General features: G+C 65.1%; 22 protein-coding genes and 1 pseudogene. 11 read left to right on the top strand and 12 right to left on the bottom strand.

All coding sequences use genetic code 11. From position 1 onward, the window contains the following. Positions 1–35: 35 nt before the first annotated feature. The 10 genes and pseudogenes from GWP04_07395 to sbcD form a co-directional block, all read right to left on the bottom strand. Positions 36–305, bottom strand: a complete 270-nt coding sequence (locus GWP04_07395) for a hydrogenase maturation nickel metallochaperone HypA (GenBank protein NIA25380.1) — start codon at positions 303–305, stop codon at positions 36–38. After that, entirely contained in the window at positions 298–720 is a 423-nt protein-coding gene (locus GWP04_07390; protein ID NIA25379.1) for a hydrogenase maturation protease, read from the bottom strand. Before GWP04_07390 ends, GWP04_07395 begins: the two co-directional genes overlap by 8 nt. Next, positions 705–2,027, bottom strand: coding sequence for a Ni/Fe hydrogenase subunit alpha (locus GWP04_07385; GenBank protein ID NIA25378.1), 1,323 nt, complete (start codon positions 2,025–2,027; stop codon positions 705–707). Before GWP04_07385 ends, GWP04_07390 begins: the two co-directional genes overlap by 16 nt. Next, complete coding sequence (locus GWP04_07380) at positions 2,011–2,796, bottom strand: oxidoreductase (GenBank protein ID NIA25377.1); 786 nt, start codon at positions 2,794–2,796, stop codon at positions 2,011–2,013. The genes GWP04_07385 and GWP04_07380 overlap by 17 nt, the downstream gene beginning before the upstream one ends. Next, positions 2,793–3,671 (bottom strand): Ni/Fe hydrogenase subunit gamma, encoded by an 879-nt coding sequence (locus GWP04_07375; GenBank protein ID NIA25376.1) that lies wholly within the window; start codon positions 3,669–3,671, stop codon positions 2,793–2,795. The genes GWP04_07380 and GWP04_07375 overlap by 4 nt, the downstream gene beginning before the upstream one ends. Then, entirely contained in the window at positions 3,658–4,113 is a 456-nt protein-coding gene (locus GWP04_07370; GenBank protein NIA25375.1) for a cyclic nucleotide-binding domain-containing protein, read from the bottom strand. Before GWP04_07370 ends, GWP04_07375 begins: the two co-directional genes overlap by 14 nt. Beyond that, positions 4,110–5,225 carry a sulfite reductase subunit A gene (locus tag GWP04_07365; protein NIA25374.1) on the bottom strand — a complete coding sequence of 372 codons (1,116 nt, stop codon included), beginning with the start codon at positions 5,223–5,225 and terminating at the stop codon, positions 4,110–4,112. Before GWP04_07365 ends, GWP04_07370 begins: the two co-directional genes overlap by 4 nt. Positions 5,226–5,422: 197 nt before the next feature. Beyond that, positions 5,423–6,325: pseudogene (locus GWP04_07360) on the bottom strand (hypothetical protein). Continuing rightward, positions 6,322–8,700: an AAA family ATPase gene (locus GWP04_07355; GenBank protein NIA25373.1), complete on the bottom strand. Its 2,379-nt coding sequence runs from the start codon at positions 8,698–8,700 to the stop codon at positions 6,322–6,324. The pseudogene GWP04_07360 and the gene GWP04_07355 overlap by 4 nt, the downstream one beginning before the upstream one ends. Next, positions 8,690–9,838 carry an exonuclease subunit SbcD gene (gene sbcD, locus GWP04_07350; protein ID NIA25372.1) on the bottom strand — a complete coding sequence of 383 codons (1,149 nt, stop codon included), beginning with the start codon at positions 9,836–9,838 and terminating at the stop codon, positions 8,690–8,692. The genes GWP04_07355 and sbcD overlap by 11 nt, the downstream gene beginning before the upstream one ends. A gap of 101 nt (positions 9,839–9,939) precedes the next feature. Here sbcD and GWP04_07345 point away from each other — a divergent pair, with 101 nt between their 5' ends. Continuing rightward, entirely contained in the window at positions 9,940–11,259 is a 1,320-nt protein-coding gene (locus GWP04_07345; protein ID NIA25371.1) for an aminotransferase class V-fold PLP-dependent enzyme, read from the top strand. Between the two features lie 13 nt (positions 11,260–11,272). On the opposite strand, the gene GWP04_07340 is transcribed toward GWP04_07345, so the two are convergent. Then, positions 11,273–12,370 carry a DUF819 family protein gene (locus GWP04_07340; GenBank protein NIA25370.1) on the bottom strand — a complete coding sequence of 366 codons (1,098 nt, stop codon included), beginning with the start codon at positions 12,368–12,370 and terminating at the stop codon, positions 11,273–11,275. Between the two features lie 53 nt (positions 12,371–12,423). Continuing rightward, the gene (locus tag GWP04_07335; GenBank protein ID NIA25369.1) at positions 12,424–14,106 is read right to left on the bottom strand and encodes an ATP-binding protein; all 1,683 of its coding nucleotides are present in this window, start codon (positions 14,104–14,106) and stop codon (positions 12,424–12,426) included. A 462-nt stretch (positions 14,107–14,568) separates the two neighbouring features. On the opposite strand from GWP04_07335, the gene GWP04_07330 reads away from it, so the two are divergent. From GWP04_07330 to GWP04_07285, 10 genes are all read left to right on the top strand, one after another. Next, on the top strand, positions 14,569–15,270 hold the full coding sequence (locus GWP04_07330) for a hypothetical protein (protein ID NIA25368.1): 702 nt from the start codon (positions 14,569–14,571) through the stop codon (positions 15,268–15,270). A 99-nt stretch (positions 15,271–15,369) separates the two neighbouring features. Next, the gene (locus GWP04_07325; protein ID NIA25367.1) at positions 15,370–16,329 is read left to right on the top strand and encodes a hypothetical protein; all 960 of its coding nucleotides are present in this window, start codon (positions 15,370–15,372) and stop codon (positions 16,327–16,329) included. Between the two features lie 13 nt (positions 16,330–16,342). Next, positions 16,343–17,005, top strand: coding sequence for an ATP-binding cassette domain-containing protein (locus GWP04_07320; protein NIA25366.1), 663 nt, complete (start codon positions 16,343–16,345; stop codon positions 17,003–17,005). Next, positions 16,998–18,164 (top strand): FtsX-like permease family protein, encoded by a 1,167-nt coding sequence (locus GWP04_07315; protein ID NIA25365.1) that lies wholly within the window; start codon positions 16,998–17,000, stop codon positions 18,162–18,164. Before GWP04_07320 ends, GWP04_07315 begins: the two co-directional genes overlap by 8 nt. Positions 18,165–18,206: 42 nt before the next feature. Beyond that, entirely contained in the window at positions 18,207–19,103 is an 897-nt protein-coding gene (locus GWP04_07310) for a hypothetical protein (GenBank protein NIA25364.1), read from the top strand. A gap of 74 nt (positions 19,104–19,177) precedes the next feature. Then, positions 19,178–19,915 (top strand): hypothetical protein, encoded by a 738-nt coding sequence (locus GWP04_07305; GenBank protein ID NIA25363.1) that lies wholly within the window; start codon positions 19,178–19,180, stop codon positions 19,913–19,915. A gap of 26 nt (positions 19,916–19,941) precedes the next feature. Further along, complete coding sequence (locus GWP04_07300; protein ID NIA25362.1) at positions 19,942–21,204, top strand: cystathionine gamma-synthase family protein; 1,263 nt, start codon at positions 19,942–19,944, stop codon at positions 21,202–21,204. Between the two features lie 72 nt (positions 21,205–21,276). Then, positions 21,277–23,454 carry a hypothetical protein gene (locus GWP04_07295; protein ID NIA25361.1) on the top strand — a complete coding sequence of 726 codons (2,178 nt, stop codon included), beginning with the start codon at positions 21,277–21,279 and terminating at the stop codon, positions 23,452–23,454. 74 nt (positions 23,455–23,528) lie between these two features. Then, positions 23,529–23,918: a DUF1049 domain-containing protein gene (locus tag GWP04_07290; GenBank protein ID NIA25360.1), complete on the top strand. Its 390-nt coding sequence runs from the start codon at positions 23,529–23,531 to the stop codon at positions 23,916–23,918. Next, positions 23,915–25,137, top strand: a 1,223-nt coding sequence (locus GWP04_07285) for an FAD-dependent oxidoreductase (GenBank protein NIA25359.1), incomplete at its 3' end; no start/stop codon positions are given. The genes GWP04_07290 and GWP04_07285, both read left to right, overlap by 4 nt.

Below are 25,137 nucleotides of genomic sequence, written 5' to 3'. Positions count from 1 at the left end.
CGTCGCATACGGAGGGCAAGCCGCACTCGACCGGATCACCAGGCGCTCCCGACCACGATCGATACCAGGCGCACATCGAATGCATCCTTCGCCGTGTGATCGTCCGACTTCGTGATGTCCAGATGAGCGTCCTGCGCCGGAGATCCCTGTGCGAGGATCTCGAAGTGTCCCTTCAGTGTCTCGGGCATCACATGGCTCAACGCGCCGATCTCGATGCGGATGCGCTCGACATGTCCCGCGGCATTCGCCAGCGCAACCTTTTCCACTTCAGACACGAGGTCGCCAACGAGTTTGGCTTCATGCATCTTCCAGCTCCTTCGCCACCTCTGATACTGCGGTCGCGACGGCCGGTGACATCGCCGTCCCATGTCCGACCTGCCCTGCCTCGATGCCGTAGACGACCAAGGAACGAGGTAGTCGGTCCATCGTCCTCGCGAGTTCGATGACTGCTGCCGGTCCGAACGCATGTGTTGACGAGAATGCACCGACCGGCAGGCGATCCGCCAACGCATCGAACCTGTGTACCGTCCCCGGAGGTGCCCCTGATCGCATCGCGTCGACGATGACAACCTCGTCGTCCTCGTCCCACATCTCGAGCATGTCGAATGACCCTGCAATGCGCCGTTCCACGGACCACGCAGCAACCTTGGCTGCAACCTCCCACCCTGCGGCATCGTCGCCGCGGTCCGGGTTACCGATCCCGATCAGTCTGCGCGCCATGTGTCGCCGACCCTTTCCACCGTGAGGTCGAGGAAGTGCGTTGCGCATGAAATGCACGGGTCGTAGTTCCTGATGGCTTGCTCCAGCTGCCACTGCAGGGTGTCATCGTCCAGATGCGTCCGTCCTGGCACGAACTTGCGCAGATCCTCCTCGATCGATGCCTGGTTCTGCGACGTTGGAGGCACGATCTGAGCGTCAGTGATCAGGCCCCCTGCATCGATCTCATACCGGTGGTACAGCAGTCCGCGAGGCGCCTCACTCGCTCCATGGCCGATCGCAGAGCGCGGTTCGACCGTGACGAACGGCGTCTCGGGCGGTTCGTAGGCGTTGATGATCCTGAGCGCCTCATCACATGCGTGGACGATCTCCACCGCCCGAACGATGATGCTCTTGAACGGGTTCGACACGCCAGGAGTGAGACCCACGGCGGCTGCGGCTTCCTTCGCCCGCGGTGCGAGTTGTTCGCCGCTGAGCGCGAACCTGGCCATCGGCCCGACGAGGTACCTACCCCGATCCTTGATCCTCGCGTGCAGAGCGTTGGACCATTCGACGTGTGACTCCTCGAAGTGGTCGCGCCACTCTGCCACGTCGATGTCGAGGCCCCGATTGGAGATGATGCGCCCATCGGTGATGGCGTACTCGTCGGGGTGATAGAGCGCCACGAACTCGTAGTCCATGTCGAAATCGGGGAACTCGAACCCGGCTACCAACGAGACGGTTTCCTCTGCTGTTTCTGTCGCCCACTGAAGCTCGTCGACGAGGTTGCGCAGCTCACGCTTCGTTGGCGCCCTGTAGAAGCCCCCGACCCTCACGTTGATGGGATGGATCTCTCTGCCGCCAACGGCGGTCATGATGTCGTTGCCGAGTTTCTTGAGCCGAAGGGCGTTCGTGACCACCTCGGGAAGATCGGCCGCCATCTCGATCGCGCTCGGGTACCCGAGGAAATCGGGAGTGTGGAGCATGTAGACGTGCAGGGAATGACTCTCGATCCACTCGCCGAAGTACAGAAGCTTCCTGAGATTCCTGATCTGGCCCCCGACAGAGACACCGGCTGCATGCTCCATGGCATTCACCGAACTGGTCTGGTACGCGACAGGGCAGATGCCGCAGATACGTGCCGTGATATCCGGTGCTTCTGCGAAGTGTCTGCCACGAAGCACCGCTTCGTAGAACCGAGGCGGCTCGAAGATGTTGAACCGGACGTCCTTCACCTGATCTCCCTCGATCTTCAAGTACATCGCTCCTTCGCCCTCGACTCTGGCGAGGTAGTCGACGGCGATCTCACGGGACTCACCGGGCGTAGGCATCACTCGCCTCCTTGAACTCTCGGGAGTAGGCGTTGAACGTCCGCAGCGCCCGGACGAGCTGCGTATCGTCCGCTCCGATCGCGTGCCACGCCTCCCGAAGCGACTCGATGTTCGGTGATTCACTCGGTCCGAAACACCCGTAGCAGCCGCGGTTGAACGCGGGGCATAGGGCGCCGCACCCGGCCTGGGTGACAGGACCCATACACGGTGTACCGTGCGACACCATGACACACGGTGTGCCGCGGAGCTTGCATTCGACACACACGCTGTAGGTGGGAGTCGTCGGCCGCCGGCCTGTCAGAAACGCGTCGATGACCTCGATGAGTTGATGCTTCGAGATCGGACAGCCCCGGAGTTCGATATCGACATCGACGTGGTCGGAGATCGGCGTCGAGGTGTCGAGCGAACTGATGTACTCGGGGTGGGCATACACGATCGAGATGAACTCGTCGACATCTGCCCAGTTCTTCAGGGCCTGTATCCCTCCGGCGGTTGCACAAGCACCGATTGTGAGGAGTGTCTTGGACATCGCTCTGATCTCGCGGATCCGCTCTGCGTCGTGGCTCGTCGTGATAGACCCCTCGACGATCGACAGGTCGTATGGGCCGCCTGTTGCTGCTCTCGTCGCCTCCGGGAAGTAGGCGATGTGCACGGCTCCAGCGATCGTGAGGAATTCGTCCTCGCAGTCGAGCAGCGTCAGTTGGCATCCGTCGCACGACGCGAATTTCCACACGGCCACACTCGGCCGATTTGCGGCGGCGGGAGTCATAGCTCCTCCATTCCGAGTCGTTCGGCAACGGTCGCATAGGAGACCACGGGCCCGTCCTTGCACACGAAAGACGATCCGAACTGGCAATGCCCGCAGAAGCCGATCGCGCACTTCATGTTGCGCTCGAGGCTCACATAGATATCACCTGCGGCCACTCCGCGAGCCATGAGGTCGCGAGCGACGATTCGCATCATGATCTCTGGACCGCACACGATCGCGATCGTGAAGCAGGGATCGAACGAGAGACGGTCGATGAGCGGCGTGACGACACCAACATCGCCCCTCCAGCCTGCCGTTGCGTGATCAACCGTGATCTGGATGTTGGTGTCGAACCGCGCTTTCCAGTCGTGCAGCTCGCTGCGGTACAGAAGGTCCGCCGGTGTGCGCGAGCCGTAGGCAACGGACACGAAGCCGTAGGCATCGCGGTGGCCGAGAAGGTGGTAGATCGCCGGCCTCACGGGGGCCAACCCGAGTCCGCCGGCGATGACGACCACGTCGTGGTCGATCGCCCTCGTCATCGGCCACGCACTTCCATATGGTCCGCGGATGCCGACCTCGTCGCCCGGCCGGAGCCCGACGATGGCATCCGTGACGGCCCCCACCGCCCGTACGGTATGCACGAGCGACCCGGGCGCTCCGGTATCTCCCGAGATGGAGATGGGCACTTCGCCCACACCATGGACGTAGATCATCGCGAATTGTCCCGGCCTGAACGCGATGGGAGGCCCTCCGTCGCTTGGAACCAGATCGAGCGTCACCGTGCCGGCGAACTCGATCACTCGTTCGGATACCCGGAACGATCTGGGGAGCATGGGCTCGTTGACCGCCACGGGATCGGGAAGTCTCGTCGTCGCCGCCACGTTATTTCTTGCCATACAGATCGAGGAGCTGGAGCCGGGCGTTGTGCAGCCTCTTCGCCGATTCCCTTGCCACCACACGCCACAGGGCGGCGTCGAGTTGTGGATTGTGCTTGCAGGCTTCCAGCACGGTCTGTGCATCGAACATCGCCAGCTTCGAATCCGTGAGCGCCTGTGCGGTCCACCGCCATCTGTACGGAGGCAGACGCCAGCTCAGCCCGAGGAGGCAACCCTCCCCAAGGGTCTGGATCGTGATCGGTGGATGAGACGGGCCGGCGATCCGAAGCGAGATCGTGCCCTCGATCACCAGGTAGAAGCGATCTGCAGGTGTGTTCACTCTGAAGATGATCTCGTTCTCCCGAACGGCGATTTCTTTGGCGATGGACTCCAGGAACGCGAACGACTGATCGTCCATCTCCGCGAGCAGCGGACTTCTCTCCCGCCATCGTTCGAGTTTCACACGGTCACCTCCGAATCGTTGCGAAGAAGGTCGATCTCTGCGGTGATGTCGATTCCGACCGGACACCACGTGATACATCTGCCGCAACCGACACAGCCAGACGTGCCGAACTGGTCGTACCAGTAGGCAAGCTTGTGGGTCATCCACTGGCGGTAGCGGGATCTCGGAGAAGACCGGACCGCGTGCCCGTGGAGGCTCGAGAAGTCGAGGCCGAAGCACGAGTCCCACGTTCGCCGCCGTGAAGCCGTTCCCTCCAGGTTGGTCGAATCCTCGGTCGTGGAACAGAAACAGGTTGGACATACGAACGTGCAGTTGGCGCAGCTCAGGCAGCGGCGGGCAATCGATTCCCACATCGGATGTTCGAGGGCATTCGTCAGGAGATCGTAAACCTCCTCGTTCGGCATCGACCTGCCCATGTGCGCTTCCGTGACGGCGACGATCGCCTCGACACGGTCCAGGTCCTCTTTCGTAGCGGCCCTTCCCTCGAGAGCATCGAGGACCTCTGACCCCGCATCGGATCCCGACTCGATGACGAACTCGTGGCGATCGGGCTCGAGGACTTCGGTGACGACGAGGTCGTAGCCACTCTCGCATCGGGGGCCGGTATCCATCGAAGCACAGAAGCAGGTAGCTCCGGCAACTGCACAATTCACGCCAACGGTGAACGATCCGTTCCGAGCCGAGGCGTAGTGCTGGTCACGGAACGCCGATCCGAGAAAGACCTCGTCTTGTATGGCAACTGCCGCGAGCTCGCACGCCCGCACCCCGATGAACGCGTAGCGGGAATCCGCAGGTCGCTCGGAACGGAACCTGAGGCCGGTCTCCGCGTGTTCGGCCGTGAACAACGTTTGCCGTGCAGGAAACAGGAAGCTCTTGAGCGTTCGCGGACCGACCGTATGACCGAAGTAGGCGTCGTCGTCTCGTCGCACGAGCCGGTATGTCCCTGCCTCTTGTTCGTCCATCCAGCCGATCGGGAGGTCACCGGCCCCATCGAGCTTGCCGTATACGATCGTTCGCTCATGGATCGTTGGACCGATGACCGTGTAGCCGCGGTCTCGCAGGAGCGAGATGAGCGAGTCGAATCGATCGGCGCCTACGACTTTGGGAGACATCTACGCTCCATCCCGGACCCGGGCCTGGTTCTTCGCAAGGTGATCCTTGCATCGACATCGCATCTCGATCTCGGGTTCCGGTGTCGCATCTATTCCAATCCTTGCCACAGTCTAAGCCGGCGCCGAGATGATACGAACGTCCCGATTTCGGCTGTGTTCGGAGAGCTTCGGCGGGCCCGATGGTCGTCGCTGCGTGAGGCCGCCACTCGCAGCGCCCGGTACAGCAACTGCTGGTCGCCCAACCGCCGGCGCAACTCCCGTTCCAGACCGCCGATCGGATACAGGTTCTGGGGAGCCCGCGGATCCTTGTGAGCGACCGAAGCGAACCGCGGAAGAGTCGCCGATACCCGATCCGCCAGTCGGCGGGCGGAGGCGGTGTCCTGATCGGCGCTCGCCTCGCAGCGGACGATCCCGCCGAGCGGAGCATCCCCGCCGCCGGGCAGACGCGTGTACCACGAGTACCGACTCCACGATGTCGTGGCCAGGAACAGCGGTGTCCGCTGCCCGGGCCGGAGCCGGGTCAGCACCGTCTGCAGGGCCGCAGGGAGATACTGCACCCGGTGGGTCTTGACATATCCGACCCCTCCGGGCACGTGCTGACGCCCGGTGAGCGGACCATCGGTGACGATCAGTTCGGTGGCGCAGAGGCGGCCCGCCACCTCACGTTCCAGATCACCCATCCGCTGTTGAAGGCCCAGCCACAGCTCCTCCAGGGACGATCCGGCGGTCGCGCGCACGCCGTAGGTCCCATGCTTCATCACGACGGCCTCGGCTCCGGAAGCGGACGTGAACAATCCCCTCCGCACCTCGGCGTCGACCAGCTTCGCCTCTCCGTCACAGCGTACGGCTCCCGCCGCGTAAGTGGCACAGAGACCCGACACCGGGACGCCGTCCTCCTGCCCTACCCACACGTTGGCGTCGACCCGCCGTACACCGTCGATGAACAGCACCGACCGGGCCGGTTCGGTGTCGGGTTCGAGCGGAGCCCAGTCGGCCGCCGGCACCTCGATATCGACGTCGGGAACGGTCGTGGTCTCGGCCAAATCCGCCGCCACCGGTGTGCCGTATTCGGGTGCCCACGGCTCGACGGAGAACCTCATGTATCGATCCGTTCCACGTGGGCTCCGCCGGCGTCCTTGGTGACCAGGAAGCGGGTCGGCACCTGTTCGGCCAGGTCCTCGACGTGGCTGATCAGCCCGACCGTTCTGCCCGTAGCCCCGAGTTCATGCACCACGCCGGCGACCACGTCCAGGGTCTCCTGATCGAGTGTCCCGAACCCTTCGTCGAGGAAGATCGATTCCAGCCGTGCGTTCCCGCTCAGGGACATCGCGGCGAGTTGCTCGGAGAGCGACAGTGCCAATGCGAGCGAGACGAGGAACGTCTCGCCTCCCGAGAGGGTCTTCACGGAACGCTGCCCGTCGGCGTTGCGGTGGTCGATGACGGTGAATCCGCGGCCTTCGGATTCGAGCGAATAGGCGCCCGAGGACAGCTCATGGAGGAGTCGGTTCGCACCGACCGTGAGATCCGCGAGGGCCTCCTCCAGTAGCCATGCTTCGAACCGGTTCGACCGAAGATGCTGTTCGAGAGCGCCTGCGACCGTGGCGATTCGCCGCTGCTCTTTCGCCTCGATGGTGAGCTTTGCCGCCTGGACACGGTCGGCACGCAGCCGGTCCAGACCGAGCTTGGCGGTGGCGATCGCATCGACGCAGACGTCACGAACGGGACGTCTGCCGACGGTGAGCCCGGCCTCCTCGACGGTGGCGATGAGGGCGCGACGCTGCTCGTCGAGCGCCTGTTCCGCCGCCGTGACCTTCCCTGCGGCGTCCTTGGCGATCCGGGACCGATGATCCACCGCATGCCGTGCCCAGGTGACCAGCTCGGTCCAGTCGGCAAGAAGATCGTCCCGGCGAGGTGCCGGCGGTCCGAGGGCGGCGACTCGATCCCGGACCGTGTCAAAGCGTCGGCGTGCATCCTGGACGGCCTCGTCGAGACGTCTGATCCGCTCGTCGAGAGCGCCGAGGCTCTCCATCGCCGCCTGCTCGGCTGCGCGTGCTGCTCTCACCTCCTCCTGTGCTGTAGTGACCTGTCCGTACAGGTCAGCGACCTCCTTCTCGTCGGGCCGACCGGTGATCCGCTCGCGCAGATCTTCGACCTCCCGAGCGGCTACGGCTTCCTGAGCCGTCAGCGCTTCGAGCTTCGCCGTGAAGCTCGCATGGAGACGTTGCGCGCCAAGGTGTGCCTGTTCCGCGTCGTGCAGCGTGGCGAGCGCCCCCGCGAGGTCCGCCGGTGTCTCCCGATGCGGGACCGCCTCCACGGTCCTGTTGCAGACGGGGCAGGGTTCGCCCGTGCGCAAGGTCGTGGCGAGTTCGTGTGCCGTGTGTGCCTGTCGGAGTGCTGCGGCCGACGCCTTGGCGTCCTGCAACGCGGCTTGCGCCGCCTCGAGCTTCCCTGCTGCTTCGACCACGCCGGTACGCGCCTCTGCACTTTGAGCGCCGAGCTGGGCGAGCCGCCGTTCGGCGCGCGCGAATGCCTGATGCGCTTCACCGAGCTTCTCGAGGTCGGCGAGTTTGGGAAGCGTCTCGAGATGCTTCTCGACCTGCCGACACTTCTCTCTGACGAGCTTCAAGGCTTCTTCGGCCTTGCCGCGTTCTTGCCTGACGGCGACGGTCTTGGCAGCGAGTTGGTCGAGACCGCCGGGGACTTCGAGACCCTCGAGGAGGTCGAGTTCTGCCTGAGCTTCCTTGGCTTGCCGCGCCCATGTTTCGGCGTCGGTTTGCAGTGTGACGATCTTCTCGGTCGCCTCTTCGACGACCTTCAAGAGCGCTTCGAGGTCCCTGACTCGTCCGACCGCGTCGGCCTCGGCTTCCTCGGTTGCGCCGGCCAGCTCGGCGATCTGGGCTTCGAGCATGGCGGCCTTCTGCTGCGTTGCGATCTTCCTGTCTCGTGCGTGCTCTCGCACCCGCTCGTAGACACCGAGGTCGAGGAGTTCTCGGAGGAGCTTTTGACGGTCGGTCGGTTTGTCGTGAAGGAAAGCGGCGAATCTGCCTTGGGGCAGGACGACACTCTTGACGAAGTGGTCGTAGGAGAGACCGAGGAGTCGTTGGACGGCGTCGGTGACCTCGTCGGCTCCCGAGGCAATCACGGTTCCGTCGTGTTCGAGCCGGGCTTCGGCCGTGGTCGCCCCTTTCTTGAGTCGGCGGACGACCCTGACCGCCGTGTAGTGCTCCTCACCGATCGTGAAGTCGAAGCGGATGCGCGCCTCGACCTTGCCGAGAGTGATGACCGGCTCGACGGTCCGGCGGTCGCCGTACCGGGGAACGGAGCCGTACAGGGCGAAGACGATGGCGTCGATGATGCTCGACTTGCCCGATCCGGTCGGCCCGGTGAGAGCGAACAGGTCCGCTCCGGTGAAGTCGACCTCGGTGGGCTCCCTGAACGCGGTGAAACCGGAGAGCTCGAGGCGTTCAGGTCGCATCGATGTCTCCCAGCATCTCGTCGAAGAGGGCGACGACATCGTCATCGGAGGCATCGACCTGTTCGAGATACTCGATGAACAGCTCGCGGGGTGGACGGCCGAGACGCACGTCACGATCCGTCGCGCCGATGTCTCTCGGCGAGGCCAACAGTACGTCCACGGCGTTGGGGAACAGCTCTCGGACGACATCGCCGAGTCCGGCCCGCGCCGATTCATGCACGACGATCTTGAGGTACGCGTCGGCGAACTCTGCCTCACCAGAGCGGACTTCGAGCTCCTCCAGCGTACCGGCGAGTTGGATGAGCCGCCTTCCGGCGGTGAGGGGAACCGGTCGGACCGTTGCGGGGAGGCCCGGTTCGGCGTCGACGACGAGGAGGCCTTTCTCGTCGTCTCTCTCACCGAAGTCGAGCTGCATCGGTGATCCTGCGTACCACACGGGCGCCGGTGCGGGGACGGATTGCATGCGATGCAGGTGTCCGAGTGCGACATAGGACAGGGACCCGCTGAATGCGGTCGCGGGGATCGCATAGTCCTCGACCGTGAAGGCGATGCGCTCACCGCCTCCCAGCCTTCCTTCGGCGATCATGAGGTGGGCGACGACGAGGTTGACATCGTCGGACGTCATGCCTTCGGTGAGCTTGTCGAGGATCGCTTCGACCCTTCCGGCGTACTTGCCGCCGTGTTCGAACGGGTCGAGCGCCATCAGGTCGTCGGCAGTGACGATCCCGCGTTTGCCGACGAACGGTACGAGGGCGATGCGCGCCGTCTCGCCGGCGTCCGTCTGGATGCGTGCCACTCCCCCTTCGTCGGGACGTTGCAGTGTCGCGCCGACGGTGACCCGGCCCATTTCGAAGAGCGGAGCGACAGCCCGCCACCGTCGGGGATGGTCGTGGTTGCCGGCGATGAGCACCACGGGTGCGATGTCGGAGAGGTCGAGGAGCGCCTGGTAGACGATGCGCTCCGATTCGGCGCTCGGCGCGACCACGTCGAACGTGTCGCCGGCGACGAGGACGAGGTCGACGGCCTCACGGCGGGCGACATCGGCAATCTCGGCGAGGACGGCCCGATGTTCGTCGGTGCGGCTACGTCCACGAATCGATCGTCCGACGTGCCAGTCGGCGGTGTGCAGAATCCTCACGCGCCCGATGGTAACGGTCGGGTACGACATCGCCGGTGGTCTCTCGCGGAGGAACGACCCCCTGCGGCCTGTGTGTCCGATCGCTACGCTCGGGTGTCGTTATGACAGCACAGATCCCCCCAACCGGACGGCCCCACGACGAGATCCTCGACGAAATGCGACACCTGCACGATGCAGACGCCAACTGGCACGAAGGGCACACGTGGAGCCTCGTCTACCACGCCGGCGACGAGCACACCGCATTCCTGAAAGAGGCGTACGGTGTGTTCTTCAGTGAGAACGGCCTCAACCCGATCGCGTTCCCGGCACTGCGAAAGTTCGAAGCCGAGGTGGTCGGAATGACCGCGTCGATGCTTCACGGAGATGATCGGGTCGCAGGCACGATGACCTCCGGCGGCACCGAGAGCCTGCTGATGGCCGTCAAGACCTATCGAGATTGGGGCCGCGTCACCCACGGCATCTCGGAACCGGAGATGGTGCTCCCCACCACGGCGCACGCCGCGTTCGACAAGGCTGCCGACTACTTCGATGTGCGCGCCGTACGCGTGCCCGTGGGAAACGATCTCCGCGCCGACCCTGCGGCGATGGAAGCGGCCATCACCCCGAACACGATCCTCATGGTCGGATCGACGCCGGACTACCCGCACGGCCAGATCGATCCGATCGGACGTCTCGGAGAGATCGCCGCAGACCGAAGCATCGGGTTCCACGTCGATGCCTGCCTCGGCGGGTTCCTCGTACCGTGGGCAGAACGCCTTGGCGTGCCGATCGAACCATGGGATTTCCGGGTTCCCGGGGTCACTTCGATGTCGGCCGACGTCCACAAGTACGGATTCGCGGCGAAAGGCGCTTCGACGATTCTCTATCGAACGCCGGAACTCCGCAGGTACCAATTCCACGTCACCGCGGATTGGCCGGGAGGCATCTACGCGTCACCGTCGATGGCGGGCACCCGACCGGGTGGCGCGATCGCCGCGGCGTGGGCTGCGCTCCAGGCCATCGGTGAGGACGGGTACCTGCAGATGGCGGGCCAGATACTCGAGACGTCCCGCCGCCTTATCGACGGTGTCCGCGGCATTCCGGGGCTCGAGATTCTCGGCGACCCACTGCTCAGCGTCTTCTCGTTCATCGGGACCGACGTCGACATCTTCGCCGTCGCCGATGCGGTCGAGTCACGAGGCTGGCACATCGACCGACAGATCAACCCGTCGTCCCTTCACCTGATGGTGACACCCGCGCATACGGGCATCGTTGACGCGTTCCTCGGCGATCTCGCAGCCGCGGTCGACGAGGTACGGGCGAATCCGCAGGCCTCGACGGTCGGCCAAGCTGCGATGTACGGGATGATGGCGACGCTGCCGGACACCGGCATGGTCGAGGAGATCGTGCTGCAGATGCTGGAGAGCCTCTACTCGACCTGAGCCGGCAGACCGATCAGCCGGGCCGGAGCAGGTAGGCAAGCGCGATTCCGGCGTAGTTGCCGATCGCATAGCCGACGACCCCGGTGGTGAGGCCCGAGACGAGGATTTGCCGGTTCTTCAACGCGGCGGCGACGGGCGGGACGAACGCCGGGCCGAACACGGCGGCGGTGGAGGTGATGAGCACCGTGTCGGTGTCGATCCGAAAGAAGGTCGCCAACAGGTAATGCAACAGGATCGCGCCGATGAGGACGATGGCGACGAAGAGGAACACGTCGCCGAACGCTCCGACGAGTCGCCTGACGTTGGCGAGGGTGCCGACGGCGACGGCGAACACAAGGAGCAGGAACTCCCCGGTCTCGAACGTGCCGGGCAGATTCCGGATCTTCGGGACGAAAGACGCCAGGATGCCGACGGTGGTGATGGCGAGGATGACCGCGGCGATCGGCAGGTCGGGAGCGAGCACATAGACGATCCCGACGGCGACCCCGGAGGACAGGATGCTCAGCCCGAGGGCGGCGAGCACGTTGCGCCATCCGAAATCGGCTCGTTCACCGTCGTCGAAGTCGTCTCCGAGGCGCGAGTGATCGAACGCCGGCAGGAATTTGCCGAGGACCCGTTGGGCGATCGACAGCAGGAACAGCAGGTACACCCCGGAGAGGATCACGTCGGCGCCGTTGAGTAGCACGAACGTCTCATCCGGGACACCGAGGGCGATGCCGATGGCGCTCATGTTGGGGGTGCCACCCGTGTAGACGCCGACGGTCATGCCGGCCATCTGCCAATCGTGCGGCCCGGCGAGGATCAATGTCGCGGTTGCCGCGGTGATGATGACCGCCACGGCGGCGAGCGTGAACGAGATGACGGCGGGTCTTGCTATCCGCAGCCATGCCCGGAAATCGGTGGTGAACAACAGCAGCGGGATGGCGAGGATGACGGTCGCCTCGGTGAACATCGTGGCGAGTTCGGTGTCCATGGAAACCAGGTTGCCGAGGGCAATGCCGAAGAGGTAGCAAAGGACGATCGGACCGAGAAAGCGCAGCGCCTTGTACTTGCGTGCCCCCCATCGTGCCACCACGGGGAAGCCAAGGAACAACGCAGCCTGGATGATCATGTCCTCCGACGCTAGTCACCGGCAGGAGAGCGTGTCGCCCAAGAGGATGAAGATCAGTCCGTCAGGCCTTCGAAGGGATCCTCCGGCGCGTCTCCCCCGCCGATGGGTGGGCCCGCCTCCGAAGCTCGGGTTGCCCAGGCGGGGAACGGGAACTCGAGGACGACCGGGATCGGCAGCTCGGGCTGGGCGACGATCATCGTGCCGGGCTTCATGATGGTGGCCCGCTGCCGCTGCACAACCGGGAGGAACCCATATTCGTCGCGACCGGCTTCGGCCGAATCGAGGCGGCCGACCACGCGGATGGCAGAGTTCGCGATGATGCGCCGCTCCACCTCACTTGCCGTCTGCTGGGCGCCGATCAAGATCACGCCGAGCGACCGCCCGCGCTCGGCAACGTCGAGGAGGATCTCCTTGATCGGGCTGAACCCCTCTCGCGGTGCGTACTTGTTCAGTTCATCCAGAACGAGGAACAGCAACTCGTCGGACTGGCCCTGGTGTTCCTTGTCCTCGAACGCCCGGCGCACGGTGACTCCGACAACGAACCGCTTCGCCCTGTCGTTGAGGTTGTGAAGATCCACGACGGTCACCTGTCGCCGCAACTCGATGCGGTGTCGCTCCGCGCTCGGGAGATCACCCCTGACGAGGTGCTCGACATGACGGACGGCTCCCTGGATGCGGCGAACGAATGCATTGACGGTACCGATGCCGATCGCAGGACCTGCCCATTCGACACGCGTGTCCTCTTCCTGCACCTTTCGGGTGATGAGATCTGCGAGGTCCCGGAAGGTCCGAACCGGCTCGCCATCGATCGCCACGCCGCCGTCGTCCAGAACGGTCGCCTTGCGCAGGCGAGCCATCACGTTGTACACGACCATCGTGTAGTGGGCGCGGTCGTCCTCGGCATCGGCAAAGAGGAACGGCAGGAGATCCTGCGTGCAGAACTCGGCGATCGTCCAGAAGAACGGCGTGACACCTTCGTGGCGGGCCCGCACATCGGGTGCCGCAGACGGCGACCCATGCTTCGGCGGCACGTAGATGCCGACGGACCGGAACGGAGTCGCCGGGAGACCAAGGGTGCGATACCGCTTGGCCTGGTCGTCGCCCATCGCCAGGTTCGGGCGGTCGAGGAACAGCAGGTCCTCGCCTTTGACGTTGAAGATGAGCGCCTTGGTGTTGACCGCCCGCGCGCCCAGAACGCCCGAGGTGAAGAGGCTGTGGAGCAGGAAGGTCGCGTAGGTGGTCTTCGTTGCGACGCCGGAGACCCCGGAGATGTTGACGTGAGCGCCCCGAGCGCCGTCGACGAATTCCAGATTCACGAACATCGGCTCACCCGACCTGCTCAAGCCGACGGGAATCCGATCGGTCATGCGGTCGAAGAACAGCGCCCGATCCCGCTCCTCCCCCGTCGCGCGCACGACACCCTGCCCGGGACGCGGCGGGACGAACGTCTCCGGCTCGAAACGCGTCGCGACCACCTTGGCCGCCTCGCTGACCTCGGCCGGCAGCACGCCGTCCTCGATCAAGAACACGTCCGAATCAAACCGGGCGCCTTCGTGGCGGGCCCGCACCTGCTCCACGATGCCGTAGATGTGCACGGTGTCGCCGCCGGGGAGGGTGCGTTCGAGAGCGACGACGTCGTCGAGCTGCAGGTACTCGCCGGGGGCGACACCCACCCAGAACCCCAGCGGTGTGGCGTCTTCGGTGCCGATGACGCGCCCGACGATGTTGTGTGTCATGGCGGCGAGCGTACCAGCGGGGGGTGACGGGTGATGAGGGCCTCTCGTGAAGCGAGATCTTCCTCGTCGACCACGCCTCGCGCTGTGCGCGACGCAGGGCTGGATCGACATCGGGAAGTTAGGATCGTTCCTGCCAGGAGGTAGCCAACACATGCCCAGGGACTTCGCCGCGCTGGCCGCCGCGGCCATAGCTCTGTCAACAGTGATCAGCGCCTGCACACCTACCGGATCGCCGATACAGGAAGACAGACCGGCGGCGGTGTTGACCGCCGCCGAACAACGCAGCTTGGCCGTGTCGAACGGGATCTCGTCAATGTCGACTACTTCACGTCGCAAGAGACGAACCTCCTCGCCGAAGCGGAGGCGGAGCTGACGTATTTGCAGCAGGCCGGGATCGAGTGGCGGCCGCCGGGACCGTCGGACATTCCCGGCACACCAAACCCTTTCGACCTCATACGTCCGATGGACCTCTGGGTGCACCAGGACGGGCCGATCGGCATGGCGGCTCCGGTTGCTGAGCCAGGAGCCCTGGACGCCTTTCTCGTGTCCCTGCATTCGGCCGACTCGCCAATGCGGGCCTACCCTCCTGCGCCGCCCGGTTGGGAAGATGCAGAGTTCGGGAATCCACGCAGGGAGATCACCATCGACATCGGCGGAGGCGGTTCGGTGACGGTTCCGGTAAGTGGCTGTGCGGGGAAGGTCGTCGAGCAGCTCTACGGCGTCGACGCCGCGACCTTCCATCGGACACGCACCGCAGCGATCGTCGTATCGAAAGTTCTCGACCAGGTCATCGGCAACGAGTCTGTGGCCGACGCGACCCGACGGTGGTCCACCTGCATGCGCCGGCAGGGATATCGGGTGACAACGCCTGACGACGTCTATGAACTCTTCAAGGACGACGTCGAAGGTCTACTCAACAGCACCCGGACGGTCTCCCACCTGGCCGACGCCGACGCCGAGATCGGCGCAGGAGACGCCGAGTGCAAAGCGCAGAGCGGTCTCGCTACGACGTTCGCCAGAACGCTGATCGACGTCGGAGAGGAACGACTGCGGCGCAACGAGGGTGTGTTGGCGGCGTACGCGAAGTACCGAAAAGAAGGACTCGAGCGGGCCGCGGCGATCGTCAGCGGGTCGTTTCCCGACGATGTGGACGGGGGATCATGATGGCGCGGCGCCTCGCGGCCGGTGTGCTCGTGGTCCTCGTGACCGTCGCGGCAACCCTCGTCGCGACAGCGATCGTGTCCCGCCCGGAGCCGCCTTCGGGTGAAGACACCGCTGGGTGGCATGATGGGTGTGGTGTTACACGCACCGGGTGAGGTGCTTCGCCGCGGCGTGTTCCTGCGTGCGAAGGTGATCGACAATCCGGAGCGTTTTCCGATCGACCGATCCGGGGTCGTCACCGCCATGCCGAAGCGTGCCGGGGACGAGGTCCTCGAAGGGGACGTGGTCGTGGAGATCCAGTCGCGGCCTGTCATGCTGCTCTACAGCCCGTTTCCCGGATGGCGGGACCTGCAGTCCGGCTCGCGAGGCCGCGACGTCGAGATGGTGCAACGGGCCCTCGGTCGTCTTGGGTATCCGATCACCGACGAGCCTGGGGTCTTCGGCCCCGACACCGGGGCGGCCGTCCGAGACCTCTATCTCGACCGTGGCTACGAGCCACCGGCCACGGGAGACGGGCAGACGGGGCTGCCACTGGGCGAGGTGCTCCTGACCCCAGAGGCCGCGTGGCTCTGGTCCGCCGACGGTATCGAGGTCGGTACGGTGTTGGTCCCCAGAGGCCCGGAGGTCTTCCTGCGGCGTCCCGGAATACGCCTCCAGTTCGACGGTGTTCCTGGGACGATCACCAACGGGACGGATCTGCTCCTGTGGACCGCTCCCGGAGCAGAACCCCAGGCGGCGACCGTCGTCGACGTTCTCACAGCCCCCGTTGGTGTCGACGTCGACGGGCAAGTCGTCCAAACCGAGCCCCCGATAGCGCAGCTCATCGGAGACCAGACCGGGGGCATTACGGTCGAGGTCGTCTCCGAAGCCACCGCCGGGCCGGTCCTGGCTGCACCGGGTACCGTTGTCGCCGCAGGCCCCGACGGCGGGACCTATGTGGAGCGGCTTGCCGGCGGAACCGTCGAACGGGTGCCGGTCACCGTCGGTTTCATCGGCGACGAGCTCGTCGAGCTCCGCTCGGACCGACTCGAAGTCGGCGACGAACTGCTGCTCCAACGGTGAGAGGCTGCACCGCATGAGCATGGAGGCGACGGCTCTCGGCCGGTTCTTCGACGAAGGGCGGGTTCACGCCGTCCGGGACACGAGCTTCCGCATCGACGACGGCGAGTTCGTCGTCATCACCGGCAAGAGCGGCTCCGGAAAGTCCACCCTCCTCAACCTGTTGGGGCTCCTGGACCGGCCGACGACCGGCAATCTGATCATCGACGACGCCTCCGTCATGTCGCTCTCGGAAGCCGAACGAACCAGATTCCGGGGGCACAAACTGGGTTTCGTCTTCCAGGACTCCTTCCTCGACGCCACCCGAACAACCACCGAGAACGTGATGCAGGGCCTCCGGTACGCGGGCCTTCCACGGCGGGAGCGCCGGCGACGGGCGATCGAAGCCCTCGAGGCAGTTGATCTGGGACATCGCCTGGAGGCCCTGCCGGGCTCCTTGTCCGGCGGCGAGCGTCAGCGGGTGGCGTTCGCGCGAGCGGTGGCCCACGATCCGCCGATCCTGCTCTGCGACGAACCCACCGGCAACCTCGACAGCGCCAACGGTGACATCCTCATGTCCCTGATCCGCGAACGGTTGGCCGGCGGCACGACCGCCATCTTGGTCACCCACGACACGGACCTCGCCGTCGACGGTGACCGTCACGGCCAGATGATCGACACGGAGTGTTCAGGTGGCTGAGGTGACGCTCTGGCAACGGCTGATGGACTTTGCGGACGACGTGCGACTCAACGTCGCCCGGCGTCCGCTGCGGGTCCTGCTGCTGGGAATCGGCACCGCCCTCGCTGCCGCGATCTACGTCGCATCGACCCTGATCGCCAGCGCATCGGCGACCGCGGTAGTCCGGGTCTTCGACGAGCTGGCGGCCACCCGCGTCCAGGTCGACCTGCCCATCGACTCCCGCCGGCATTCCGCCCCGGACGAGGCCGTCATCGAGCAGATACGCCGACTTCCCGACGTCGTCGACGCGGCCACCGTGTGGTTTGCCGACTCGACGCCGCTCACGTCGGTTCGCCGGCCCTGGCTCGGAGTCGACCGCCAGGTTCGCGTCTTTCGCTATTGGGGAGACACCGGCGTCATCGGACTGGAGATCGACGGCTCGAATCCCGAGCCGGCCGTCGGAACGAACGAGATCCTCATCGGGGCAGGTCTGCGGGGGCGACTCGGCATCGATGTCGACGACGACCTCGAGTTGAACGGACGGCCTGCTCGCGTCGTGGGGGTAATCACCGAGTCGCCGCAGCTCACCGATCTGCTGCTTGGCGTGCTTTCCGTCGAACCGGAGCCGAACTCGGCAGAGTCCGAAGGAGGGAGACTCGTCGTGCAGGTGCGTCTGGGAACCGCCCCGGCCGTCGCCGAGGTACTCCCCTGGATTCTGGTCCCCGGCGCACCCGAGGTGGTGCTGGCGCGATACCCGCCGGAGGCAACACATCTTCGCAACGCCGTGGTCACCAAGGTCGACGCTCTCGCCGCCGCCATCGCGGCCGCCATCTTGATCGCGAACAGCCTAGGAGTGGGAGCAGCGGCGATCGCGTCGGTCATGGAGCGCTACCGGGATATCGGGTTGCGTCGAGCGCTCGGCGCCTCTCGTGGCGGGATTGCTGCCATGGTCGCCGCAGAACTCGCCGCGATCGCTCTCGTCGCCGTCCTGAGCGGGTGGGCGGTCGGAGTCATCGCCGCCTGGGTGTATGACACCGGTCGCGGGCTTCCGTTCGTGTACCCAGGTGCAATCGTCGCGCTCGGTGTCGGGGCGGCGTTCATCGCCACCGTGCTCGCCGCCGTCCCCGCGGCAGCGAAGGCAAGCCGGGTCGAGCCTGTGGAGGCCCTTCGGTCCACGTGACTCTCGCATCGCCGACCGGGCCGCCGGGTGTAGGTTGACCATATGGACTTCTCCGAGCTTCGACGCTTGGTCTTCTCCACTCACGGCAGAGGTGAGTATCAGGCCGCCCTCGACGCCGTCGACCGCTACGAGACGTCCAATCCCGACGAGATCGCCGACCTCGCGTTCTGGCGGATGTGCCTACTGTCGCTGGTCGGACGTACCGACGAGGCGTGTGTCGAGTTCGCCCGCAGGCTGGATGAGGGGCTCTGGTGGGGTGAACCGCTCCTCGCCGACCACGACCTCGACGCGGTGCGTGACGATCCGGAGTGGCAGCGGCTCGCCGCCGTCAGCGTCGCACGGGCGCAAGAGGCGACGACCGGGCCGGTCGAGCCGGTCGCCGTCCGGCCGGACGGCGAGTTCGTGGGGACGCTGGTGCTGCTGCACGGTTTCGGATGGCGTCCGCAGTCGATCCTCGACTGGTACCGGCCGGCGCTCGGCCGGGGCTACCGACTCGTCGCCCTCCACGGGACCCTGCCCGTCGCCACCGGCCGGTTCGCCTGGCCTGCCGACAACCCCGAAGCCGTCGTGATCTCGCAGCTCCACGACGTCGGCGACCCGGAGCACACTGTGCTCTCGGGCTTCTCCCAGGGTGCGCGCATCGCCGGGCACCTTGCCTGGTCCGGCCGGGTCGACACCGCCGGTGTCTTCCTGGTGGCGCCGGCGTTCGGACCCCGCGGCGCCCCAACCCCTGACACGGTGCAGCGGCCCGTCCCCACTGCCATCCTCGCCGGCAGCGAAGACCGGCGCATCGAGGAGATCCGTCGAGTGGCAAAGGACCTCGAGGGCTTCGGGGTGCCGGTCCGGTACGACGAACGTTCCGACCTGGGCCACGAGTGGCCCGACGACTTCGCCGAGACCCTCGAGGCGACACTCGACTGGCTCCAGGACCGGAGCTAGAACGCTACGGCCATAGCCCAACCGCCCGTCTGCCAACGACCCGACTCTCCCCCGTCTCCGGTACCCTCCCATCCGTGGACACGACGACCCTCCCCCGCCGACCGGCACTGCCTATCCGGCTGTGGGGCAGGTATGTCACCGGCGAGACCATCGCCACCGGTGCCGCAGGGGCGGTGTTGGGCGGCGCGACGCTGTCACCGATCGGCCTCGGAGTGCCGGGGGCGATCGTCGGTGGCCTGAACGGCGTGATCTCCGGCAAGCGCCGCATCTACGACTGGCGGCGTCCGTCGGGGTGGGCGGCATTCGTCCTCGACTCGACCTGGGGCCTCATCGGCTCCGGCAGCGGCCTCGGGGTGCACGCGTTGCAGCACCTCCGCCGGGACAGGGGTGGCTATCGGGCCGATCTGAGCGCCCGGAAGGGCCGCCACGTGTACGAGACGGGGGTAACGATGCGCAAGGGGTTCACCATGACGGCCGGCAACACGGTCACGAATCTCGGCAAGGGTCAGGCCCGGATCGACCTGCTGGAACGCCACGAGATGCTGCACGTGTGGCAGTCCCGCCTGTTCGGGCCGCTCTTCCCTGCGATCTATGGACTCTGGATGATCGGCGGCGCCGTGGTGGGCGCCGCCCTGGCGCTGCGGCGGGGAGACGCTCTGCGACAAACCATCGACACGATCGCCTACTACGACAACCCGTTCGAGTACTGGGCGTACCGCCGGCAAGGTGTGTGGCCACCGGCGAACGCCCACACACGGTACGTCTGGGGCGGCCGCACCACGATGCATGCCAGCCCCCTATCGTTGGAGTGAACAGCGTTCATTCGAGAGGAGCGGCCATGAAATGGGACGACACCATCGAGGGAAAGCGCCTGCATCCCGAAAGCCTCATGATGGGATACGGCTACAAACCGGAGTGGTCCGAGGGCGCGATCAAGAGCCCGATCTTCCAGACCTCGACATTCGTGTTCGAGACTGCAGAGGAGGGAAAAGCATTCTTCGAAGTCGCCACCGGCAAGCGCCGGCCGGAGCCGGGAGAGAAAGTCGGGCTGATCTACAGCCGCCTCAACAACCCGGACCTGGAGATCGCTGAAGACCGGCTCTGCCTGTGGGACGGCGCCGAAGACGCGCTCCTGTTCAAGAGCGGCATGGCGGCCATCGCCACCACGTTCCTCACCTACCTTCGCCCAGGGGATCTCATCCTGCACAGCGAGCCGCTGTATGGCGGCACCGACCACCTCGTCAATGAGGTACTCCCCGAGTTCGGTATCGAATCGATCGGATTCTTTCCCGATGAGACTCGCGACGAGATCCAGCGTCAGGTGACCAAATCCAGCAAGCGCCTCGGCATGATCTTCATCGAGACCCCCGCGAATCCGACGAACGCGCTCTTCGACATCCAGGAGTGCGCAACGGTCGCCAGAGCAGTATCGACACCTGAGCGTCCCGTCCCCCTCGTCGTGGACAACACGTTTCTCGGCCCGCTGTTCCAAAAGCCGCTCGATCACGGTGCAGATCTGGTGATCTACAGTGCGACGAAGTACCTGGGTGGACACAGTGATCTGATCGCGGGAGCCGTGCTCGGCTCGGAGGCCCTCATCAACCCCATCCGGGGGATGCGCACCTACCTGGGGTCGCATTCCGGACCCTGGAACGGATGGCTGCTCATGCGCAGCCTGGAGACACTGTCGTTGCGCATGCACCGGGAAGCCGAGACGGCGCGTAAGGTCGCCGACTACCTTCGCTCGCACCCGAAGGTGAGCCATGTCAGCTACCTCGGGTACCTCGAGCCTGGAGATCCGCAGTACGACATCTTCGTCAAGCAGTGTCTGGGCGCCGGCGCGATGATCTCCTTCGAGGTACAGGACGGTGAAAAGGGAGCATTCCGGTTCCTGAATGCTCTCAAACTGATCCACCTTGCGGTCAGTCTGGGGAGCAACGAATCGCTGGCGGAACACCCGGGTTCGATGACCCATGCCGGGGTGCCGGACACGGACAAGAAACGGTACGGAATCACCGAAGGGCTGGTCCGCATCTCGGTCGGAGTCGAGCATCCCGATGATCTGGTCCTCGATCTGTCGCAGGCACTCGCCGCCGTCTGATCCAACCCGGTTGTCCGCCGCACGCGCACCTTCCTCGGCGCTAGCCTGCCCTTGCCGAACACAGGAGAGGGAATGGCAGGGTTGGCTCCCGCGTACGAAGGTCTCCCGGACAAGGAGTACAAACGCAGGATCAGAGCCTGGACCCTCTATGACTGGGCAAACTCTGCGTTCGCCACGACGATCCTCGCCGCAGTGCTGCCCGCCTACTACAGCTCCGTTGCCGGAGCGACCCTCCCGAGCGCCGCAGTCGCCACCGCGTATTGGACCACGACACTCAGCATCTCGCTGATCATCGTCGCCTTTCTCTCCCCCGTGCTCGGCACGATCGCCGATGTGATGCGGGGCAAGAAGAGATTTCTTTCGATCTTCGTCGGCATGGGAGTCGTCGGCACGGGACTCCTGGTTCTCATCACGACCGGCGATTGGTTCCTCGCATCCGTGTTCTTCATCCTCGGACGGGTCGGATTCGCCGGCGCCAACGTCTTCTACGACGCCCTATTGCCACACGTCGCCCGTCCCGAGGACCAGGACATGGTCTCGACGCGAGGCTATGCGATCGGCTACCTGGGAGGCGGGCTGCTCCTCGCCGTGAACGTGGTCATGATCTTTGTGCTCGGTTCGGAGCTCGGAGCCCGGCTCTCGTTCGTCTCCGTGGCCATCTGGTGGGCAGTCTTCTCGATTCCGCTGTTCCGCCGTGTCCCCGAGCCGCCGTCGGCCGCTGCTCCGCACGAGCGGGGAACGGGCATCATCACGGCCAGCCTGAAACGACTCGGAACGACATTCCAGCACCTTCGCAAGTACCGTCAGCTCTTCCGATTCCTGATCGCGTTCCTCATCTACAACGATGGGATCGGAACGATCATCAGTGTCGCCGTAATCTACGGAACCGAGCTGGGATTCAAGACCACAGAACTGGTCCTCGCCATCCTGCTCGTGCAGTTCGTAGGCATCCCCTTCAGCCTGATCTTCGGCCGCATCCCCGGCCGCAAGGACGCCAACCGGGCCATCTACCTTGCCTTCATCGTTTTCAACATCTTGGCCCTCCCACTCGTCGGCGCCATCGGAGCGAGAGTCCTCCCCGCCACTACGACCGGAGCCCCTCCCCCCGCCTTCGAGACCGTCGGTACCGCCCTGGGAGAGGGAAGCTACGGAGTCGATGCGATCGCACTTGACGGCAGTTGGACCGAGATACCCGTCGAGACCGTCGCGAAAGCGACGCACGGACTCACCAGAGTTGCCGAGACCGCGGCACCGATCCTGCTGCTCATCGGCCTGGTCGCTCTCGCCGCGGCATGGATGCTGGGCGTCAGGCGGCGGAGGAATCCGGCCTTCAGCCTCTGGAGCGTCCTCACCCCCTTGCTCATCGGGATCGCCGCGCTGCTCATCGCCGCCCTCGCCGAGCTTCTGGTGTTGACGGCCCCGGATCCGATCCCCTATTCGGTCGCTGCAGACTCCGCTTCCACGGCAACATTCACCTTCAACGGCCAGCAGGTCGAGATCGTTCACAGCACGGGACCGGATCTCGGGGTCTGGGCCGTATCGATCGATGGGCAACCACTCGTCGAAGACGGCGAGCCGGTGACCATCGGCGCCACGACACCCACGGTGCGATATGGGGCGCAGGTGACCGTCGACGCCGGTACCCCCGGGACACACGAACTGACACTGCGCGCCTCCGACGACGGGCGGCTCGCCATCGGAGAGATCAAGGTTCTTTCCCCACTGCGAACCAGCAACCTGGGCGTGATCCTCGGTCTGATCCTCGTGGTCGAGATCCTCGGACTCGCCCTCTCCGCCCTGTTCGGCAAAACGTTGTTCTCGAAGCTCGCAGATGCCATGACCACGAAGCGGGCCATCATTCTTGCGATCAGCGCATACGCGATCATCGCCGTGTGGGGTTTCTTCCTGGACGCCATCTTCGAGTTCTGGTTCCTGGCATGGATGGTCGCAGTGGTGCAGGGGGGAAGTCAGGCACTCAGTCGAAGCATGTACGCATCGATGTCGCCCGCGTATGAGAGCGGCGAGTTCTTCGGATTCTTCTCGGTCATGTCGAAGTTCTCTTCGATCATCGGCCCCGTCGTCTTTGCCGGTGCCGTGGCCATCACCGGAAGCAGCAGACCTGCAGTCCTGAGCCTGGTGCTGTTCTTCATCGTCGGCATCGCAATCCTCAGGACCGTCGATGTCGATGAAGGGCACAGGGTCGCGATGGAAGCGGATGCCGCCATCGAACGGGGCGCAACCGACGTGTGAGCGATGTGCGAGGACCGACGTGACACACCGTGATCGCTCAACGGGCCCCTAACCTGTGGCCGAAAGGAGCTGCCGTGACACCCGATCCCGAACCGGACATCTTCGAGACGCCTCCATCGCCACAACCGGATTTCGAACCGGCCCCGTCGCAGACCGAGCCTTTCGCAGCGGAGGAGCAACCGGCCGAGAAGAGGGTCTACGTCGGTGCTGGGGTGTCGTGGGCGATCATCTTCGGCGCCCTTTTGATAGTGATCGTTGCCGTCCTCGCAGCCCTCAATACGGCTGCTGTCCCGCTCAACCTGATCTTCTGGAAGGGCGAGGTTCCCCTCATCTCGATCATCCTCGGCGTCGTCGCCGTCACGGTGATCATCGATGAGTTGGTCGGTCTGATCTTTCGACTGCGCCGTCGCCGCCGGCTGCGTCAGAAGGACAAACTGAAGGAACTCAAGAAGGGAGCACGATGAGGCGGCTGATCGTCATAGGTGGCGACGCCGCCGGCATGTCGGGAGCAAGCCAGGCACGACGGCTGGATCCCGACCTCGATATCGTCGTCTTCGAGCGAACGCACTGGATGAGCTATGCGGCATGCGGCATTCCCTACTACATCGGTGGAGATGTCCAAGAGTTGCGACAACTCCAGGCGAGAACACCTGAGCAGTTCGCCAGGATGAACATCGACGTCCGGCTCCGCCACGAAGTCACGACGATCGACACGTCCGCCAAGACTGTTCAGGTCCGCGATCTCGAGGCCGGCACGGACGATGAGTTCACGTACGACCTGCTGCTGTATGCGACCGGGGCAAGGCCCCTGTTCCCACCCATCGAAGGCCAGGACCTCCAAGGCGTCCACCAAGTTCGCACACTCGACGATGCCCGGAGCCTGCGGTCCGCGCTCGACACACGGCCGCTCAGTGCAGCCGTCGTCGGCGGCGGCTACATCGGACTCGAAGTCGCAGAGGCCTTCCACAACCTGCACATACCGGTCACCATCTTCGAGATGGCGCCGACGATTCTCTCACGCACGATGGACCCCGAGATGGGAGAACTCGCGGCGTCAGGAGTGCGGGAACTCGGTATCGAAGTCCTCACCGGCGCCCCTGTGGATGCCGTGATCGGAGAGAACGGTCGAGTCGTCGGCGTCGAGGCCGCAGGAACGACCTACCCGGCCGACATCGTCGTACTCGGTCTGGGCTCGGCACCGAACGCCGCACTGGCCGACGCAGCGGGCATCACGCTCGGCCCCACGGGTGCCGTTGCCGTCGACGATCACCAGCGGACCGGCGCCGACGGCGTCTACGCGGCAGGTGACTGCGCAGAGGCGATCCACCGGGTCACCGGCAAGCCGGTGAATCTTCATCTCGGCACGGTCGCGAACAAGCAAGGCCGGGTTGCAGGAACCAACCTGGGAGGCGGTGACGCAGCATTCCCCGGCGTTCTCGGGACGGCCATCACGAAAGTGGCCGACATCGAGATCGCCAGAACGGGTCTCACGCTCGCAGAAGCGACCGATGCAGGCCTCGACGCGGTGGCTGCAGGGTTGCGGAGTGCAACGGGAGCGCACTACTGGCCGAAGTCGTCGCCCATGAGGATTCGCACCGTGGTCGAGCGTCCTTCCGGAAGGCTCCTGGGTGCCCAGCTTATGGGAGGTCCTGGTGCAGGGAAGCGCATCGACACGTTCGCCGT

Source organism: Gammaproteobacteria bacterium, from assembly GCA_011682695.1.
Lineage (GTDB): Bacteria > Actinomycetota > Acidimicrobiia > Spongiisociales > UBA4744 > BMS3Bbin01.
This window is presented reverse-complemented; position numbering and strand designations above follow the sequence as displayed.